Origin of the sequence: Curtobacterium sp. C2H10 (assembly GCF_025407985.1) — a bacterium.
Lineage (GTDB): Bacteria > Actinomycetota > Actinomycetes > Actinomycetales > Microbacteriaceae > Curtobacterium.
In genome coordinates, this window is sequence record NZ_JABXGF010000020.1 from 24339 (window position 1) to 40306 (window position 15968).

Consider the following 15968-nt stretch of genomic DNA (forward strand, 5'->3'; position numbering starts at 1 on the left):
GCCCGCACCGCGCCTCCTGGCCCGCGACCGGTCGTGTCCAGGGCGCTTCAGGCCTGCTTCAGCGGCGCACGGCAGGATCGGGGCATGCGTGTCCTGGTGGTCGACGACGAGGTGCGGCTCGCCGACGGCGTCCGTCGCGGGATGGAAGCCGAGGGGTGGGCGGTCGACGTCGCCCACGACGGCGTCGACGGACTGTGGCACGCCCGCGAGTTCGGCTACGACGCGATCGTGCTCGACCTGATGATGCCCGGCCTCAGCGGCTGGGCCGTGTGCGCGCAGCTCCGTGCCGACGGCGACTGGACGCCCGTCCTCATGCTGACGGCGAAGGACGGCGAGTGGGACCAGGTCGAGGCGCTCGACGCCGGGGCCGACGACTACGTGACGAAGCCGTTCTCGCACCCCGTCCTCGTGGCGAGGCTGCGTGCCCTGGTCCGCCGTGGTGCGCGCGAGCGCCCGGCGGTCCTGACGCTCGGCGACCTCGTCGTCGACCCGGCCGCCCGGACGGTGTCCCGGGCGTCGACGCCCGTCGAGCTGACGAGTCGCGAGTTCGCCGTCCTCGAGTTCCTGGCGCGCCGCGCCGGCGAGGTCTGCTCGAAGCGCGACGTCATCGAGAACGTGTGGGACGTCGACTTCGACGGCGACCCGAACATCGTCGAGGTGTACGTCGGACACCTGCGTCGCAAGGTCGACCGGCCGTTCGGTCGCACCGCGATCGAGACGGTGCGCGGCGCCGGCTACCGGTTGGCGGCGGACGGTGGCTGACGGCGGCCGCCGGCGCTTCCGGTCCGTCCGGGCGCGGACCACCCTCGGGGCGGTCGTCGTCGTGCTCGCGGCGCTGCTCGTCGGCGCGGCGGCGTTCGTCGTCGTGCTCCGCCTCGTCCTCCTCGACGGGGTGCGGACCACGGCGGAGTCGGGGCTCGAGCAGGCCTCGGCTCGTGTCGAGGCCGACGGCGCCGGGGTCGTGAGCGGCTACGAGGACGTCCTCGTGCAGGTCGTGGGGGACGACGGGTCCGTCCTCGCCCACGGGGACGACGCCGATCCACCGGCGCTCCCGACGGCCGACGAGTCCCGCTGGACGCATGACGGCGAGCGGTGGCTGCTCGTCGCCGACGATGTCGACCTGCCCGGCGGCGGGGACGCGACGCTCGTCTACGGGGTCTCCCTCGACCAGACCGACGCCGCCGTCGGTGCCGCGGTCGCGCTGCTGGCCGTGGGCGTCCCGGTGCTCGTGCTCGTGATGGGTGCCGTCACGTGGGTGGTCACCGGCCGGTCGCTCCGCCCGGTCGAACGCATGCGCACCGAGGTCGAGACGATCCGCGCGGCACGACCGGACGCCCGGGTCGCCGTCCCGGACACCGGCGACGAGATCGCCCGGCTCGCCACGACCATGAACACCATGCTCGACCGGCTCGACCGTTCCGCCGCGGGGCAGCGGCGGTTCGTGTCCGACGCCTCCCACGAGCTGCGGTCGCCGATCGCGACCATCCGCCAGCACGCCGAGGTCGCCGCGGCGCACCCCGACCGCGCCGACGTCGTCGAGCTGTCCGAGGTGGTGCGATCGGAGGCGCTCCGGCTGCAGGACCTCGTGACGGGCCTCCTCGAGCTCTCGCGGCTCGACGAGGGCGACGTGGGCGTCCGGCGTCCGGTGGACCTCGACGACCTGGCGCTCGACGCCGTGGCCCGGGCGCGTGGACGGCTCGGCGGGAGCACCGACGGGTCGATCCGGGTCGAGGGGTCCGGGATCGGGCCGGCCCGTGTCCTCGGGGACGAACGGCTCCTCGCCGCCGTGGTCCGCAACCTCGTCGACAACGCCGTCCGGCACGCCGAGGGTCGGGTCGTCGTCGCGCTCGCCGAGCAGGACGGACGCGCCGTCCTGACGGTGGACGACGACGGCGCGGGCATCGCCCCGGCGGACCGCGAGCGAGTGTTCGAACGCCTCGTCCGGCTCGACGAGGCGCGCAGCCGGGACGCGGGCGGCGCGGGACTCGGCCTCGCGATCGTCCAGGACGCCGTCCGGGCACACGGCGGGGACGTCGTCGTGACGGACTCGCCCCTCGGCGGCGCCCGGTTCGCGGTCCGCATCGCACTCGGCGGCTGACCAGGGGGCTTCAGCCGTGCTTCAGCACCCGCCCGGCACCCTGGTCGCATGAACGCACTCCGCACCACCACAGCCCGCTCGACCCGTCGTGTCGCCGGCATCGCTGCCCTGCCGCTCGTGGCGTCCCTCGCCCTCGTCGGGTGCTCCACCGCGCAGTCCGACGGGGCCTCGTCCACGACGTCGTCATCGTCCTCGTCCGGATCGGCGTCCGGCGGCGCGACCGCTGCGTCCGCCACGTCGAACGACGCCCTGCGTGCCGCCGTCGCCACCGCCCGCGACGCCGTGGGGTCTGGCACCGTGCTCTCGGTCGAGCAGGAGCAGAACGGCACCGCGTACGAAGTGCTGGTCGTCACCGACGACGGCACCGAGCACGAGGTGCACACGAACGAGGCCGGCACGGCGGTGTCCGGATCGCCGCGCACCGAAACCTCGGACGCCGACGACCGGGCCGAGAACGAGCGCTCCACGGCCGCGGCCGACCTGACCGTGGACGACGCGGTCGGCCGGTTCGAGGACCTGCACGCCGGCACGATCACCGAGCTCGGGCTCGACGACCACCTCGGGAAGGTCGTCTGGGAGGGCGACGTGCGCGACGCCTCGGGCACGAAGCACAGCGTCCGCCTCGACGCGGGCACCGGCAAGGTCGTCACGGACGAGGTCGACATCGACGACTGAGGCGCGGGCGCGGGCGCGGGCGTGAGGGCGGGCGCGGGTGCGAGGGCGTCGGTGGTCCGCGGTAGACCTGGGGCATCCGGCCACGCGCCGGCGGACCCGGGAGCGACGATGACCGACCAGACCCCGCGCACGTACCCCCAGGGCGTCCCCAGCTGGATCGACGCCCGACAGCCGGACCCGGATGCAGCCCAGGCCTTCTACGGCGGGCTGTTCGGCTGGGACTTCGAGGAGCGACTCCCGCCGGGGGTGCCGGGCTCCTACCGCATCGTGTCGATCGACGGGCACGAGGTCGGTGCCGTCGCGTCGAGTGACGAGCCGGCCACGTGGCTCACGTACATCGCGGTCGACGACGCCGACGCCGTGGCCCGTCGCGTCACGGAGCTCGGCGGCACCGCTGGTCCCGCCGAGGACGCCGGACCCGGGGGAGCGGCCGGCCGCAGTGTCGACTGCGTCGATCCCCGTGGTGCCGCGTTCGGGCTCTGGCAGGCGCGCGCCCGACTCGGCGCGCAGCACATCAACGCCCCCGGTGGGTGGGTGTTCAGCGACCTCCGTTCGACCGATCCGGAGCAGGCGATCGGGTTCTACGAGCAGCTCTTCGGCTGGCAGGTCTCCGGCATCGAGGAAGGCCCGAGCGCGATGGTCCGCCTGCCCGGGTACGGCGACCACCTCGCGGCGACCTCGGACCCGGACATCCGCGAACGCCAGGTCGGCGCGCCGGAGGGGTTCGCCGACGTCATCGGCGCGCTCGCTCGGCTCGACGCCGGTGCCGACGACTGGCACGTCTCGTTCAGCGTGGCGGACCGCGACGGTGCCGCGGCGCTCGCCGAACGGCTCGGTGGCCGGGTGCTGGACTCGTGGGATGGCTCCTGGACCCGGGCTGCGGAGCTGCAGGACCCGCAGGGTGCGACGTTCCGCGTCACGCAGTTCGCGCCGCAGGACGGCTGAGTCCCGCCACGACGACGTCGATCGACGGTCAGGAGTCCCGTCCCGGGACGCCCCGTCGCAGGACGGCCCGCCTCAGGACGCGGACGGCAACGGCGCGCCGAGGGCTCGGCGCAACGCCAGCCCCGCGACCTGCTCGTCCGTGGTGTCGAGCAGCACCCGGTAGGTCTCGCCGGGCGTGACGAACTCGACGCACACCGCGTCGAAGTCGCACGGTTCGATCCGCCACCCGCGCACGGACTCCATCGGCACCGGCGTCAGGGCGTCCCGCTCGTAGCTGGTCTCGGCGGCGACGCGGTCGTCGAACACCCGGACGCGGCCGAAGGTACCGCGCCAGGTGAGCTGGAGGTCGAGCGTGGGGGAGACAGATTGGTCCGGCACCCGCCGATCGTACCGACGGGTGCCGGACCCTCCTGCACGCCCAAGGCGCGCTGTTTCGCTATCCGGACACTCCGCCCGTCGCCGGTCGAGCCGACGGACGGGGGAGCTGCCGGTGATCAGGCCCGGTGGTCGTCCGACCCGGGGTCCGACCCGGCGTCCGGACCAGCGGACGCATCCGTGGACCCGGTCGAGGAACCGTCCGCCGCTGCGGTCGAGGAGCCGTCCGTGCCGGCGCCGCTCCGACGCACCTGGTTCGCCGGGTCCCGACCGGTCACCGGGTACGGACCCGTGATGCCCGAGCGGAGCGAGGCGATCCGGAGGATGCGGTCGCGCTGCAGGAACCAGCCGAGGATGAGCAGCGGGATCACGATGATGAGCGACGCGATCGTGTACGTGCCGATCGGGTAGTCGATCGCCATGAGCACGATGACGGTCGCGAGGAACACCAGCGTCAGCCAGGACGTGTACGGCGCGCCCGGCAGCTTGAACGACGGCTCCTTCGCGAGCCCCTGCTTCGCCCACGACCGCAGCTTCATCTGGCAGAGGATGATCGTGCCCCAGGCGGTGATGATGCCGAGGCTCGCGATGTTCAGGGCGATCTCGAACGCCTGCCCGGGGACGAACAGGTTGAGGATGACGCCGACCAGCGTGAACGCCGAGGTGAGCAGGATGCCGGCGAACGGCACGCCGCCCTTCGTCATCTTCGTGGTCCACTTCGGCGCGGAGCCGTTCATGCCCATCGAGTGGAGTGCTCGTCCGGTCGAGTAGAGCCCGGCGTTCAGCGACGACAGCGCCGCGGTGAGGACGACGAAGTTCATGATCGAGCCGACGACCTGGCCGACCTGCGGGTTGCCGATCGACGAGAAGAAGGTCACGAAGGGGCTGACGCCGTCCTTGTACGACGTGTACGGCAGGAGCAGCGAGAGCAGGACGACCGACCCGACGTAGAACACCGCGATGCGGAAGACGACCGAGTTGATCGCGCGGGGGATGACCTTCTCGGTGTCCTGCGTCTCGCCGGACGCGGTGCCGACGAGCTCGATCGCGGCGTAGGCGAACACGACGCCCTGCACGACGAGGACCGCCGGGAGCAGGCCGGTCGGGAAGAGGCCGCCGTTGTCCGCCCAGATGCTGAACCCGGTCCGGACCGTCTCGCCGCCCGTCTCGACGGGGAACGCGAACACGAGCCACACGAGCGCGACGATGAGGAAGGCCACCAGGGCGGCGACCTTGATGATCGCGAACCAGAACTCCAGCTCGCCGAAGACCTTCACGGCGACGAGGTTCGCGGCCAGCACGACGACGAGCGCCGCGAGGGCCAGCGCCCACTGCGGGATCGCGCGCGGTCCGGCCCAGTAGTGCAGGTAGAGCGCGACCGCGGTGGTGTCCACGATCGAGGTCATCGCCCAGTTCAGGAAGTACATCCACCCGGCGGCGTACGCGAACTTCTCCCCGAAGAACTCGCGGGCGTACGAGATGAACGACCCGGACGACGGACGGTGCAGCACGAGCTCACCGAGTGCCCGGAGGATGAAGAACGCGAAGATGCCCGCGATGAGGTACACGACCGCCAGGGCCGGCCCCGCGGTGTGCAGGCGACCGCCCGCGCCGAGGAAGAGCCCCGTGCCGATCGCGCCGCCGATGGCGATCATCTGCAGTTGCCGGGGCTTCAGCCCGTGCTGGTAGCCCTCCTGCTCGTGCGAGAAGTCGTTCGCGGGCGCGCGGTCCACGCCGGTGTCGTTCTGCGCTGTCATGCGCGACACGCTACAGGTGCGTCGAACAGGGGTGGCACACAACCATGCGAGTCTCCTGAAAAGTAACGAGCCGGTCACGATCGCGATCCCCGGACCGGTGGGCGACACGCCGTGAACGGGGTACACCGGTGCCGGGATTCCGGCGGACCCGGATTCGCGACGGGGGACAAGCGCGGATAGCCTTGAACGTCCCTTCAGGGGACACCGACGATCAGGACGCGTCCACCGCAGCAGCACAGCGGGGGCCGTACGGTCGGCTGGACCGGGGTCGTCCCGAGTACGACCCCCGCGTGCGTGATCGCTCGCCCTGCGCCGTTGCGCGGGCTCGATGCGATGCCGCCGAACACGGTGCCGGGCGACCCGTCCGCAACCACCGGTACCGCCGTGCGCCGTCCTCGCGCCGCGGTCCCGCGAGGAGCACCGTTGACCATCGCACCACCCCAGGACCGGCGTGCCGTCACGCCGGACCACCCCACCGACGTCCCGGCCGTGCGCGTGCACGGCGCCTACAAGGTCTTCGGCCGCCGACCCGGTGAAGCGGTCCGCCGTCTGGCCGACGGCGCCACCCGTGACGAGGTCCGTGACCTCGGCTCGGCAGCCGTCATCGACGCGTCCTTCGACGTGCGTCCCGGCGAGATCTTCGTCGTCATGGGCCTGTCCGGCTCGGGCAAGTCGACACTCATCCGCATGCTGAACGGCCTGCTGGAGCCGACCGCGGGCAGCGTCGAGATCGGCGGCCGGACGGTCACCAAGGCGACGCCGAAGGAGATCCGCGAGATCCGCCGCACCAGCGTGTCGATGGTCTTCCAGCACTTCGCGCTGCTGCCGCACCGCACGGTGCTCGAGAACGTCGCGTACGGCCTCGAGGTCAACGGCGTCGACAAGGCCACCCGGCTGGCCAAGGCCCGCGAGGTCATCGGCCTGGTCGGACTCGACGTCTGGGCGGACGCCAAGCCCGACGAGCTCTCCGGCGGCATGCAGCAGCGCGTCGGCATCGCCCGCGCCCTCGCCGCGGAGACCGACGTCCTGCTGATGGACGAGGCCTTCAGCGCCCTCGACCCGCTCATCCGCCGCGAGATGCAGGAGCAGCTCGTCGACCTGCAGCAGCGCCTCGGCAAGACGATCGTCTTCATCACGCACGACCTCAACGAGGCGATGTTCCTCGGCGACCGGATCGCCGTGATGCGCGACGGCCGGATCGTGCAGATCGGTTCGCCGGAGGACATCCTCACGGACCCCGCGAACGACTACGTCGCCCAGTTCGTGCAGGACGTCGACCGCGCCCGCGTGCTCACCGCGTCGAGCGTCATGGAGCCCGCACGTGCCGCGGTCCCGCTGACCGTCGGCCCGCGTGGCGCGCTCCGGACCATGCGCGACCTGCAGACGGCCGCGGTCTTCGTGACCGGACGCGGCCGGAAGCTCGAGGGCTGGGTCCGCGACCGGCACGTGATGCGCCAGGTCAAGGCCGGCGACACGAACCTCGACGCCATCGTCAACACCGAGTACGCCCGGGTCGCGCCGGAGACCGCGCTGACCGACCTGTTCGAGCTCGCGGTGGAGTCGCCGCTGCCGATCGCGGTCGTCGACGACGAGGGGCGCCTGCTCGGGGTCGTCCCGCGCGTCACCCTGCTCGCCGCCCTCGGCAACGTGCCGACGGCGACGATGCCCATCCCGGTGCTCGAGCCGGTCACCCGCATCTCCGACTCCGACATGGACTCGACCCTCGCCGAAGGAGACCACGCATGATCACCCCCGGAACCAACTCCTTCGGCGACTTCCACCTGCCCCTCGGCACCTGGGTCGCAGCGATCGTCGACTGGATCACCACCTACCTCTCCGGCTTCTTCGACGTCGTCCGCTACGTGTTCACGTGGATGGACGCGTGGATGGAGTACTTCCTCTCCACGCCGCCGTTCTGGGTGGTCGTCGCGATCCTCGTGGTCCTGGCGTTCGTCGCCAAGGGCTGGAAGCTCGCGCTCGGCGCCGCCGTCGGTCTGCTCTTCATCGTGAGCGTCGGCCAGTGGACGAACGCGATGGACACCCTCGCCCTCGTGATCGTCGCCGCGGGGCTCGCTGTCGTGTTCAGCATCCCGCTCGGCATCTGGGCCGCCCGCTCGGACTCCGCCAGTCGGATCATCCGCCCGGTGCTCGACTTCATGCAGACCACCCCGGCCTTCGTCTACCTGATCCCGGCGCTGCTGCTCTTCCGCGTCGGCGTCGTCCCCGGCATCGTCGCGACGATCGTGTTCGCGATGGCTCCGGGCGTCCGGCTCACCGAGCTCGGCATCCGTGGGGTCCCGAGCGAGGTCGTCGAGGCCGGCGCCGCGTTCGGGTCGAGTCCGTGGCGCATCCTCCGCCAGATCCAGCTGCCGCTCGCGAAGGCCAGCATCATGGCGGGCGTCAACCAGGTCATCATGCTGTCGCTCTCGATGGTCGTCATCGCCGGCATGGTCGGCGCCGGGGGACTCGGCGAGCAGATCGTCGCCTCGCTGAACCGCATCGACGTCGGTCTCGGTGCGGAAGCCGGCCTGTCGGTGGTGGTGCTGGCGATCCTGCTGGACCGCCTGACCGCAGCGCTCGGCGGTGACTCGGGCCGCGCCTCCAGGCTCTTCGGACGTGCGAAGCGGAAGCCCACCGTGACCGCGACGCCGAACGCGGCGACCGCCCAGACCGCCGCCACCACCGAAGCGGTCACCGACCGCCAGACCGTCGACGCGTGAGGAAGGAACAGATCATGAAGCGAACCAAGCGCACCCTCGCGGCCGCCGCACTCGCCGCCGCTACCACCCTCGGCCTGTCCGCGTGCATGCCGCCCGGGTACTACGGCGCCTCCGGCACGCTCGACAACGGCGACCAGAAGTCCATGCACGTCGTCGTCTTCAACGGCTGGGACGAGGACACCGCCGCGAGCTATCTCTGGAAGCACGTCCTCGAGCAGAAGGGCTACGACGTCCAGCTCACGAACTCCGACGTCGCGCCCGCCTACACGGGCCTCGCATCCGGCGACTACGACGTCGTGTTCGACACCTGGCTGCCGAACACGCACAAGGAGTACATGGACACGTACGGCAAGGACCTCACGGACCTCGGCGCGTGGAACGAGCAGGCGTCGCTCGAGCTCGCCGTGCCGGAGTACTCGGACATCGACTCGATCGACGAACTGCAGGCGAAGGCCTCGGACTTCGGCAACAAGATCGTCGGCATCGAGCCCGCAGCCGGCGAGACGAAGGTCGTGCAGGACCAGGTGATCCCGCAGTACGGCCTCGACGGGATGGACTTCATCACGAGTTCGACGCCGGCGATGCTCGCCGACCTCAAGGCCGCGATCGCGAAGAAGGAGGACGTCGTCGTGACGCTGTGGCGTCCGCACTGGGCGTACGACGCCTTCCCGATCAAGGACCTGGAGGACCCGAAGGGCGCCCTCGGCAAGAACGAGGAGATCCACACCATCGCCAAGAAGGACTTCGCCGACGAGTTCCCGCAGGCGTCGAAGTGGATGGAGGACTTCGAGATGGACTCCGACACGCTCTACTCACTCGAGAACGCGCTCGTGAACAGCGGTGCGAAGACGAGCGAGTACCCGGCGATCACCGCGAAGTGGGCGTCCGAGCACCAGGACTACGTGGACTCGCTCACCTCGACGAAGTAGCAGCAGCCCCTGCCAGGAGGCGCGGTGCCGGTCCGGCGCCGCGCCTCCTGGCATGTGGGTGGTCGCGTTCCTGAACGACGTCCGTCGTCCACCGCTTCGATGGAGGGATGGACATCCTCCTCCGGCTCCTCGTCGCGATTGGCGTCGCGCTGCTCGTCACTGCCGCCGCCGCGCTCGTCCTGCACCTCGTCTTCCGCGCACTCGCGCGGCGGGAACGCTGGGCGGCCGTGCTCTCCCGACGCATGAAGCACCCGTTCCGCACCGAACTGCTCGTCGTGCTCCTCTGGGTCGCGTTCGTCACGAGCGTCCCGAACCGGCCGGACGCCTTCCCGTGGCGCGCGCCGGTGTCGCACGGCTTCCTCATCGCCACGATCGCTGCGGGCACCTGGCTGGCGTGCCAGATCGCGATCTTCCTCGAGGACCTCGGCCTGCACCGCTTCCGCATCGACGTCCCGGACAACCGGCAGGCCCGCCGCATCCGCACGCAGGTCCTCGTGATCCGCCGGCTGACCGTCGCGGTCCTCGTGATCATCGGCATCGGCGCGATCCTGCTGACCTTCCCGGGGGTCGAGGCAGCCGGGGCGAGCGTGCTCGCGTCGGCGGGGCTCATCTCCGTCATCGCCGGCCTCGCGGCGCAGTCGACGCTGGGCAACGTCTTCGCCGGCATGCAGCTCGCGTTCTCCGGGTCGATCCGTGTCGACGACGTCGTCGTGGTCGAGCAGCAGTGGGGGCGGATCGAGGAGATCACTCTCACCTACGTCGTCGTGCACCTGTGGGACGACCGGCGATTCGTGCTGCCGTCGACGTACTTCACGAGCACGCCGTTCGAGAACTGGACCCGGACCAACAGCGAGATGCTCGGGGCCGTCGAGCTCGACCTCGACTGGCGGGTCCGGCCGGGGGAGATGCGCGCCGAGCTCGACCGGATCCTCGACCGCACCGAGCTCTGGGACCGCCGGGTGAAGGTCCTGCAGGTCACCGACGCCGTGCAGGGGTCTGTGCGTGTCCGGGTCCTCGCGACCTCGCACGACGCGCCGTCCCTGTTCGACCTGCGCTGCTACATCCGCGAGGAGCTCGTCGACTGGATCCAGCGGACCCACCCCGACGCGCTGCCGGTCCAGCGGGTGCTCATGGTGGACGAGGTCGCGGCGCCGCGACGGCGCGCGGCGTCGACCGCGTCGGAGTCCGCGCTGTTCACGCCGGACCAGGACGACCGTGCGGCGCTCTTCACGGGGCCGATCCAGACCTCGGACATCCCGCGGTCGGAGCGCTGACCGGCCGGCCCGGAAGCTGACGGACGGGAGGGACGGTGCCAGCTGGCACCGTCCCTCCCGTCCGTCACCGGGTCGCGTCCCGTCACCGGGTCGCGTCGCGGTCTACGGCTGCTTGGCCTTGACGGCGCGGTCGTCCTCGACGACCGTGCCGATCGCCACGAGCGTCGTCGCGATCCACGCCACCCACGTCAGCGCGAGGCGCCAGTCACGCGGGCCCTGCCGCGTGGTCTGCAGCACGCTGTAGCCGCTGATGATCGAACTCCACACCGCACCGCTGAACATGAACTTCCGCACGGGTTCCTCCTGTCGTCGTCCCGTCAACGCTACCGGCCAGTACATTGGAGCGCCGCCGGACGCCCTGCCCGGCGCACTCGTGGAGGAGTCGTCGTGCGCCAGGCCGTCATCGGGGGAGTCCTGCTCGTGGTGGGCGCGGTGTGCGTCGCCCTCGGGCTGCTCCCACTGTCCGACCTCGCCGAGCTCGCCGACCGGGTCGTCCCGGTGCTGGCCTTCGTGCTCGGACTCACCGTCGTCGCCGAACTCGCGGCGGACGCCGGGGTCTTCGACCGGCTCGCCGACGTCGCCGCACGGGTCGGGGGCGGTCGGACGATCGGGCTCTGGGGCGCCGTGGTCGTGCTCGCGGTCCTCTGCACCGTGTTCCTGTCGATCGACACCACGGCCGTGCTCCTCACCCCGATCGTCATCACGCTCGCCCGGCGGGTCGGATTGCCGCCGATGCCGTTCGCGCTGACGACCGTGTGGCTCGCGAACACGGCGTCGCTGCTGCTGCCGGTGTCGAACCTGACGAACCTGCTCGCCGTCGACCGCATCGGGCTCGACGGGCCGATCCCGTTCGCCGGGCTCATGGTGTGGGCCGCCCTCGCCGGCGTGGTGGTCCCGTGCGCCGTGCTCCTCGTGGTGTTCCGCGGCAAGCTCTTCGGCCGGTACACGCCGGTCTCTGTCCGGGCGGCGACCGACCCGGTGTTCTTCTGGTCGGCGTCGGCGGTGCTCGTCGCGCTGGTGATCGCCCTGACCGCCGGCGTCACGGTGTGGATCGCCGCGATCGCCGCGGCGGTCGTGCTGGTGGTCGTCGCGGCCTTCCGGGCGCCGTCGGAGCTCAAGCCGTCGCGCGTGCCGTGGTCGACGCTCGTCTTCGCGGCCGGGTTGTTCGTGGTCGTCGAGACGCTGCACACGACCGGCATCACCGACCCGATCGTGGCTGCGCTCTCCGGTGGCACCGGGACGGGGTCGCTCCTGGTGCTCGGCGGCGCCGGCGCGCTGGCGGCGAACGCGATCGACAACCTGCCCGCCTACCTGGTGCTCGAGCCGGCCGCCGGGCACGAGGCCCTGCGCTACGCGGCGCTCCTCGTCGGGGTGAACGCCGGCTGCCTCATCACGCCGTGGGCCTCGCTCGCGACGCTGCTGTGGCACGCACGACTGTCGTCCGAGGGCGTCCACCTGTCGTGGGGGCGGTACATGGCGCTCGGGTGCATCGTGGCACCGCTCACCGTCGTCGCCGGGGTCCTCGCGCTGCGGCTCTAGAGCCAGTCCTTCGCCTTGAAGACCCGGTACAGCGTCAGCGATGAGGCGATGATGAGCCCGAGGGAGAAGTAGAGCCCGCTCCACTCGCCCATTCCCGGGAACTTCAGGTTCTGGCCGAAGAACCCCGTGATCGCCGTCGGGATCGCGATGATCGCCGCCCAGCTCGTCACCTTCTTCATGACCGTGTTCTGCCGGTTCGACGCCAGGTTGAGGTTCGTGTCGAGGACGCTCGACACCGCGTCACGGAGCTGGTCGACGGAGTCGGTGATCGACACGAGGTGGTCCTCGACGTCGCGGAAGTAGGGGCGGATGCCGTCCGAGATCGTCTCGGCGTCCCCGTGCAGCAACGAGGCGACGCTGTCCCGCGTGGGGACCACCTGACGGCGCAGGACGCCCAGGGCCTTGCGGAGGCGGAACGATCGCCGCTGGATCTGCTTCTCACGCGGGGTGCCGTGTTCGAAGAGGTCCTCCTCGAGCGCGTCGATCCGGCGCTCGATGTCCTCGACCGTGTTCGTGGCGTGGTCCGTGACGGCGTCGAGCAGGCCCCACATCAACCACGGGACGCCGTGGTCGGCGATGTCCGTGGTCGCGTCGAGCCGGCGCTCCATGGCCCCGGTGTCGACGTCGCTGCCGTGGATCGTGACGAGGGCGTGCTCGGTCACGAAGGCCTTCACCTCGTGCGTGGTGAGGTCCCCGGCGTGGTCGAGGCCGCCCACGTCGTAGACGACCAGGAAGAGGCTGTCGCGGTACCGATCGAGCTTCGGGCGCTGGCCGCGCTCGACGGCGTCCTCGACCGCGAGCGCGTGGATGCCGAGCTCGGCCTCGACGTGCTCGAGGTCGGACGGCTCGGGGTCGGTGTAGTCGACCCACACGAAGGTGCCGTCCTCGGCGATGAGCTCGGAGATCCGGTCGACCGGGAAGTCCCGTTCCGCCGCGGTGCCGTTCCGCCACGCCCGTGTCATGACCATGGGGTCGAGCCTAGTGAGACGGCCGACCCCGGGACTCCAGGGTCGGCCGTGCAGGCGGTACGGGCTCTCAGTACGCCGAGACGAGCTTCCCGTCCTCGACCTTCAGGTAGACGTCCACGTCGAACGTGTCCTCGCTCTTCTGCGCGTCGCCGAAGTAGTCCGTGTACGAGTACCCGATCCTGCCGTCCGCGGTGCTCGTCACCTCGACGAGTCCGCCCCCGGAGGACTGCACCTCGAGATCCGGCTTCGACCGGACGTCGTACTGCACCGCGCCGTCCGCGTCGTACGGGCCGTACCAGGGGCAGCCGTCCGCGTAGCTGATGTCGGTCTTCGCCGCGCAGTCGTCGATGAGGTCCGACACGTACTGCTCGGCATCGGTCTCGAGCTGCTTCGTGGGCTTCGCCTCGAAGTCGGCGTACGGCGAGCTCGACGAGCCCACGCGGAGCGTCTCGGTGCCGCCGGTGAAGTACTCCGTGCCGCCGACCTCGACCTGGTAGCTGCCGGGGTAGGCGAGTGACGTGAAGGCGCCGTTCTCGATCTCGCCCACCTTCTTGCCGCCGACCGTCACGTCGGCGCCCTCGAGGACCGTTCCGGCCGTGATGGTCACACGGTCCGTGAGCGGCTCCGTGACGCGCCACTCGTCCTTCACGAGGAACGACGTGCCGGTGCGCTCGAGGACGATCTGGCCGGAGCGCTGCGCGTCGCCCTGCCGGAAGGTGACGTTCGCGTACGCGGTGTCCCCGCTGGTCGACACCCGGCCGACGCGGACGTCGGTGGGACGGTCCTTCGCGCTCTGCAGCACGGCGGAGTCGAGCATCGAGGCGTCGCCGGTCACCTCGCTCAGGCTCGCCGCGGTGTCCGCGTCGCCCTGGGCGATCGCGTCGACGTACGACCGGGCCGTGGGTCCGGGGCCCCAGACGGTGGTGCGGAGCACGCCCGTGGTGATCGCTCCCGCCACGACGACCACGACGACCGCGCCGCCCGCGACGAGGGAGCGCACGAGGACCTTCTTCGCGCGCGGGGACATCGGCGCGGGGGCGGGGGCGCCCTGGCCGACGAAGGGCTGGCTCGGGTGCGGCTGGCCGACCGGCGCACCGGGCTCGACGGGCTGGTCCGGCTGCGACGGGTCTGCCGTGGCCGCCGGGGCCGCCGCATCGTCGGGCACCGCCCACACCGGAGCCGCACCGTCGGCCGCCGAGCCGGTCGCCCCCGTGGCGGGAGCGACGGGTGCCCTGGGCACGCTAGCGCCGGCGGACCCGTCGAGCGGAACGGTCGGCCGAGCCGGCACCGGGTCGGTCCCGACCACGCGCGCCGTCCGCAGCAGCACACCGCCGCCGAGGCGGGGGAGCAGCACGGGTGCGACGTACCGGGCGACGACCTCGACGGCCCCGCCCCAGAGCGCGAAGACGACGGGCGTCCACGGGGTCACACCGACCGAGCCGGACCCGCCGACCGCACTCGAACCGGTCACCTGGTAGGACACCACGCCGGTGCCGAGCACGAACAGCACGAGTCCGGCGACGAACCAGACCACGGGCGTCGCGACCCAGTCGAGCGTCGTGCGGACCCGGTCGTTCCGGCGCACCGCGAGCGCCAGACCGGCCGCGAACGAGCTCACGACGACGAGCAGGACGACGAGCCAGGTCCAGCCACCGGCGCCCGCGAACACCGAGGCGTCGCTCCCGGCGGCACCGAGTCCGGAGGTGCCGACCCCGCCGAGGAAGCCGAGCGCGGTCAGGGCGACGGCCGTGTTGCCGAGCAGCAGCGGCAGGGCGGCGCCCCACGACGGCTGCGCGACGAGCGCCACGACGACGAGCACGAGGGCGAGCAGGACGAGGAGCCCGCCGAGCTGCCACGCGGCGACCCGCAGGGCACCGAGTGCCCGGGCGACGGAGGTGCTCCGGCCGACGAGGAGCGACGGACGGGCGAGCAGCACCGCGAGGGTGCCGATCACGAACGACCCGAGCACGCTGCCGATCCCCACGGCGTGCACGGGGTCGATCTGCACCCCGGAGACGGCGGGGAACCGGATGGCGAGCACGAGGCCGGCGAGCGTGGTGACCGCGGTGGTCACGAGCCCTGCGACGACCGCCGTGACGACGAGCTGCGGGAGCGCGAGGACCCGGCTCCGGATGCGGCGCGTGAGCACGACCGCGAGCACGACCTGCGCCGCGAGCACCAGCACGGGCACGACGCCGACCGACCCCGACCCGGAACCGAGCAGCAGGATCGAACCGGAGCCGTGCAGCCGCCCGAGGTCCGCGAGGGCGACGAGCTGCGCCGGGGACCCCAGCAGCACGCTCACCCCCGACAGGAGCGACTGGACGTCGGGTGCCCCGGCCGACCCGAGGTCGGAGCCGCCGGTGCCGAGGCCCGAGGACGAGCCCGTGGACACCGGACCGGAACCGGCGGCGGCCACGGCGACCGTCAGGAACAGCGAGATCGCCGCGACGATGTACGCCGCGACCCACCCGCCGACGGCCGCGACGACGGCGGCGACCCAGTCGCGACCGGGGACGGCGCGGAGCAGGCGACCGAGCGGGTCGCGGCCGGCGCAGCTGACGGGGGCCCGGGCGGAACGGGCGGGACGGGCGACTGATCGCTCACGACGGTTGGGTCCTCTCTCGTCGAGAGGGCGGTGACGACCCCGTGCGTCACCTGCGTGTCCCCCCGACACGATGGACGCAG

The 15968-nt window shown here is 71.8% G+C and carries 14 protein-coding genes; 9 read left to right on the forward strand and 5 right to left on the reverse strand.

Going from position 1 to position 15968, the window contains the following annotated elements:
• Positions 1 to 84: 84 nt before the first annotated feature.
• The 4 genes from HWD93_RS09420 (at position 85) to HWD93_RS09435 (ending at position 3718) form a co-directional block, all read left to right on the forward strand.
• The gene (locus tag HWD93_RS09420; RefSeq protein WP_261646666.1) at positions 85 to 762 is read left to right on the forward strand and encodes a response regulator transcription factor; all 678 of its coding nucleotides are present in this window, start codon (positions 85 to 87) and stop codon (positions 760 to 762) included.
• A complete protein-coding gene (locus tag HWD93_RS09425) occupies positions 755 to 2098 on the forward strand; it encodes a HAMP domain-containing sensor histidine kinase (protein WP_261646667.1) in 1344 nt (447 codons plus the stop codon). The genes HWD93_RS09420 and HWD93_RS09425 overlap by 8 nt, the downstream gene beginning before the upstream one ends.
• A 48-nt stretch (positions 2099 to 2146) precedes the next feature.
• Entirely contained in the window at positions 2147 to 2773 is a 627-nt protein-coding gene (locus HWD93_RS09430; RefSeq protein WP_261646668.1) for a PepSY domain-containing protein, read from the forward strand.
• Positions 2774 to 2881: 108 nt separating this feature from the next.
• Positions 2882 to 3718, forward strand: a complete 837-nt coding sequence (locus HWD93_RS09435; RefSeq protein WP_261646669.1) for a VOC family protein — start codon at positions 2882 to 2884, stop codon at positions 3716 to 3718.
• Between the two features lie 72 nt (positions 3719 to 3790).
• On the opposite strand, the gene HWD93_RS09440 is transcribed toward HWD93_RS09435, so the two are convergent.
• Positions 3791 to 4096 carry a hypothetical protein gene (locus tag HWD93_RS09440; RefSeq protein WP_261646670.1) on the reverse strand — a complete coding sequence of 102 codons (306 nt, stop codon included), beginning with the start codon at positions 4094 to 4096 and terminating at the stop codon, positions 3791 to 3793.
• A gap of 116 nt (positions 4097 to 4212) precedes the next feature.
• The gene (locus HWD93_RS09445) at positions 4213 to 5850 is read right to left on the reverse strand and encodes an amino acid permease (RefSeq protein ID WP_261646671.1); all 1638 of its coding nucleotides are present in this window, start codon (positions 5848 to 5850) and stop codon (positions 4213 to 4215) included.
• Between the two features lie 423 nt (positions 5851 to 6273).
• Here HWD93_RS09445 and HWD93_RS09450 point away from each other — a divergent pair, with 423 nt between their 5' ends.
• The 4 genes from HWD93_RS09450 to HWD93_RS09465 all read left to right on the forward strand — a co-directional run bounded on the left by HWD93_RS09450 (position 6274) and on the right by HWD93_RS09465 (position 10773).
• Complete coding sequence (locus HWD93_RS09450) at positions 6274 to 7596, forward strand: glycine betaine/L-proline ABC transporter ATP-binding protein (protein WP_267484330.1); 1323 nt, start codon at positions 6274 to 6276, stop codon at positions 7594 to 7596.
• On the forward strand, positions 7593 to 8570 hold the full coding sequence (locus tag HWD93_RS09455; protein WP_261646672.1) for a proline/glycine betaine ABC transporter permease: 978 nt from the start codon (positions 7593 to 7595) through the stop codon (positions 8568 to 8570). The genes HWD93_RS09450 and HWD93_RS09455 overlap by 4 nt, the downstream gene beginning before the upstream one ends.
• 14 nt (positions 8571 to 8584) lie before the next feature.
• Positions 8585 to 9499, forward strand: coding sequence for a glycine betaine ABC transporter substrate-binding protein (locus HWD93_RS09460; protein WP_261646673.1), 915 nt, complete (start codon positions 8585 to 8587; stop codon positions 9497 to 9499).
• A gap of 107 nt (positions 9500 to 9606) precedes the next feature.
• Positions 9607 to 10773: a mechanosensitive ion channel family protein gene (locus tag HWD93_RS09465; protein WP_261646674.1), complete on the forward strand. Its 1167-nt coding sequence runs from the start codon at positions 9607 to 9609 to the stop codon at positions 10771 to 10773.
• A 102-nt stretch (positions 10774 to 10875) separates the two neighbouring features.
• Here HWD93_RS09465 and HWD93_RS09470 read toward each other — a convergent pair whose 3' ends face one another.
• Positions 10876 to 11067 (reverse strand): hypothetical protein, encoded by a 192-nt coding sequence (locus HWD93_RS09470; protein ID WP_071294931.1) that lies wholly within the window; start codon positions 11065 to 11067, stop codon positions 10876 to 10878.
• A gap of 93 nt (positions 11068 to 11160) precedes the next feature.
• On the opposite strand from HWD93_RS09470, the gene HWD93_RS09475 reads away from it, so the two are divergent.
• Positions 11161 to 12312, forward strand: a complete 1152-nt coding sequence (locus HWD93_RS09475; RefSeq protein WP_071294932.1) for an SLC13 family permease — start codon at positions 11161 to 11163, stop codon at positions 12310 to 12312.
• Here the strand turns inward: HWD93_RS09475 and HWD93_RS09480 are convergent.
• Together HWD93_RS09480 and HWD93_RS09485 are read right to left on the reverse strand one after the other, a co-directional pair.
• Complete coding sequence (locus HWD93_RS09480) at positions 12309 to 13280, reverse strand: magnesium transporter CorA family protein (RefSeq protein WP_070418523.1); 972 nt, start codon at positions 13278 to 13280, stop codon at positions 12309 to 12311. The two genes, HWD93_RS09475 and HWD93_RS09480, sit on opposite strands and share 4 nt — an antisense overlap.
• A gap of 67 nt (positions 13281 to 13347) precedes the next feature.
• A complete protein-coding gene (locus tag HWD93_RS09485; RefSeq protein WP_261646675.1) occupies positions 13348 to 15957 on the reverse strand; it encodes a hypothetical protein in 2610 nt (869 codons plus the stop codon).
• Between the last annotated feature and the right edge of the window lie 11 nt (positions 15958 to 15968).

What these genes read in the sequence shown, in the direction of transcription:
- HWD93_RS09420 (WP_261646666.1), top strand. Translation starts at nt 85, where the DNA reads ATGCGTGTCCTGGTGGTCGACGACGAGGTGCGGCTCGCCGACGGCGTC.
- HWD93_RS09430 (WP_261646668.1), top strand. Translation starts at nt 2,147, where the DNA reads ATGAACGCACTCCGCACCACCACAGCCCGCTCGACCCGTCGTGTCGCC.
- HWD93_RS09435 (WP_261646669.1), top strand. Translation starts at nt 2,882, where the DNA reads ATGACCGACCAGACCCCGCGCACGTACCCCCAGGGCGTCCCCAGCTGG.
- HWD93_RS09445 (WP_261646671.1), bottom strand. Translation starts at nt 5,850, where the DNA reads ATGACAGCGCAGAACGACACCGGCGTGGACCGCGCGCCCGCGAACGAC.
- HWD93_RS09455 (WP_261646672.1), top strand. Translation starts at nt 7,593, where the DNA reads ATGATCACCCCCGGAACCAACTCCTTCGGCGACTTCCACCTGCCCCTC.
- HWD93_RS09460 (WP_261646673.1), top strand. Translation starts at nt 8,585, where the DNA reads ATGAAGCGAACCAAGCGCACCCTCGCGGCCGCCGCACTCGCCGCCGCT.
- HWD93_RS09465 (WP_261646674.1), top strand. Translation starts at nt 9,607, where the DNA reads ATGGACATCCTCCTCCGGCTCCTCGTCGCGATTGGCGTCGCGCTGCTC.
- HWD93_RS09480 (WP_070418523.1), bottom strand. Translation starts at nt 13,280, where the DNA reads ATGGTCATGACACGGGCGTGGCGGAACGGCACCGCGGCGGAACGGGAC.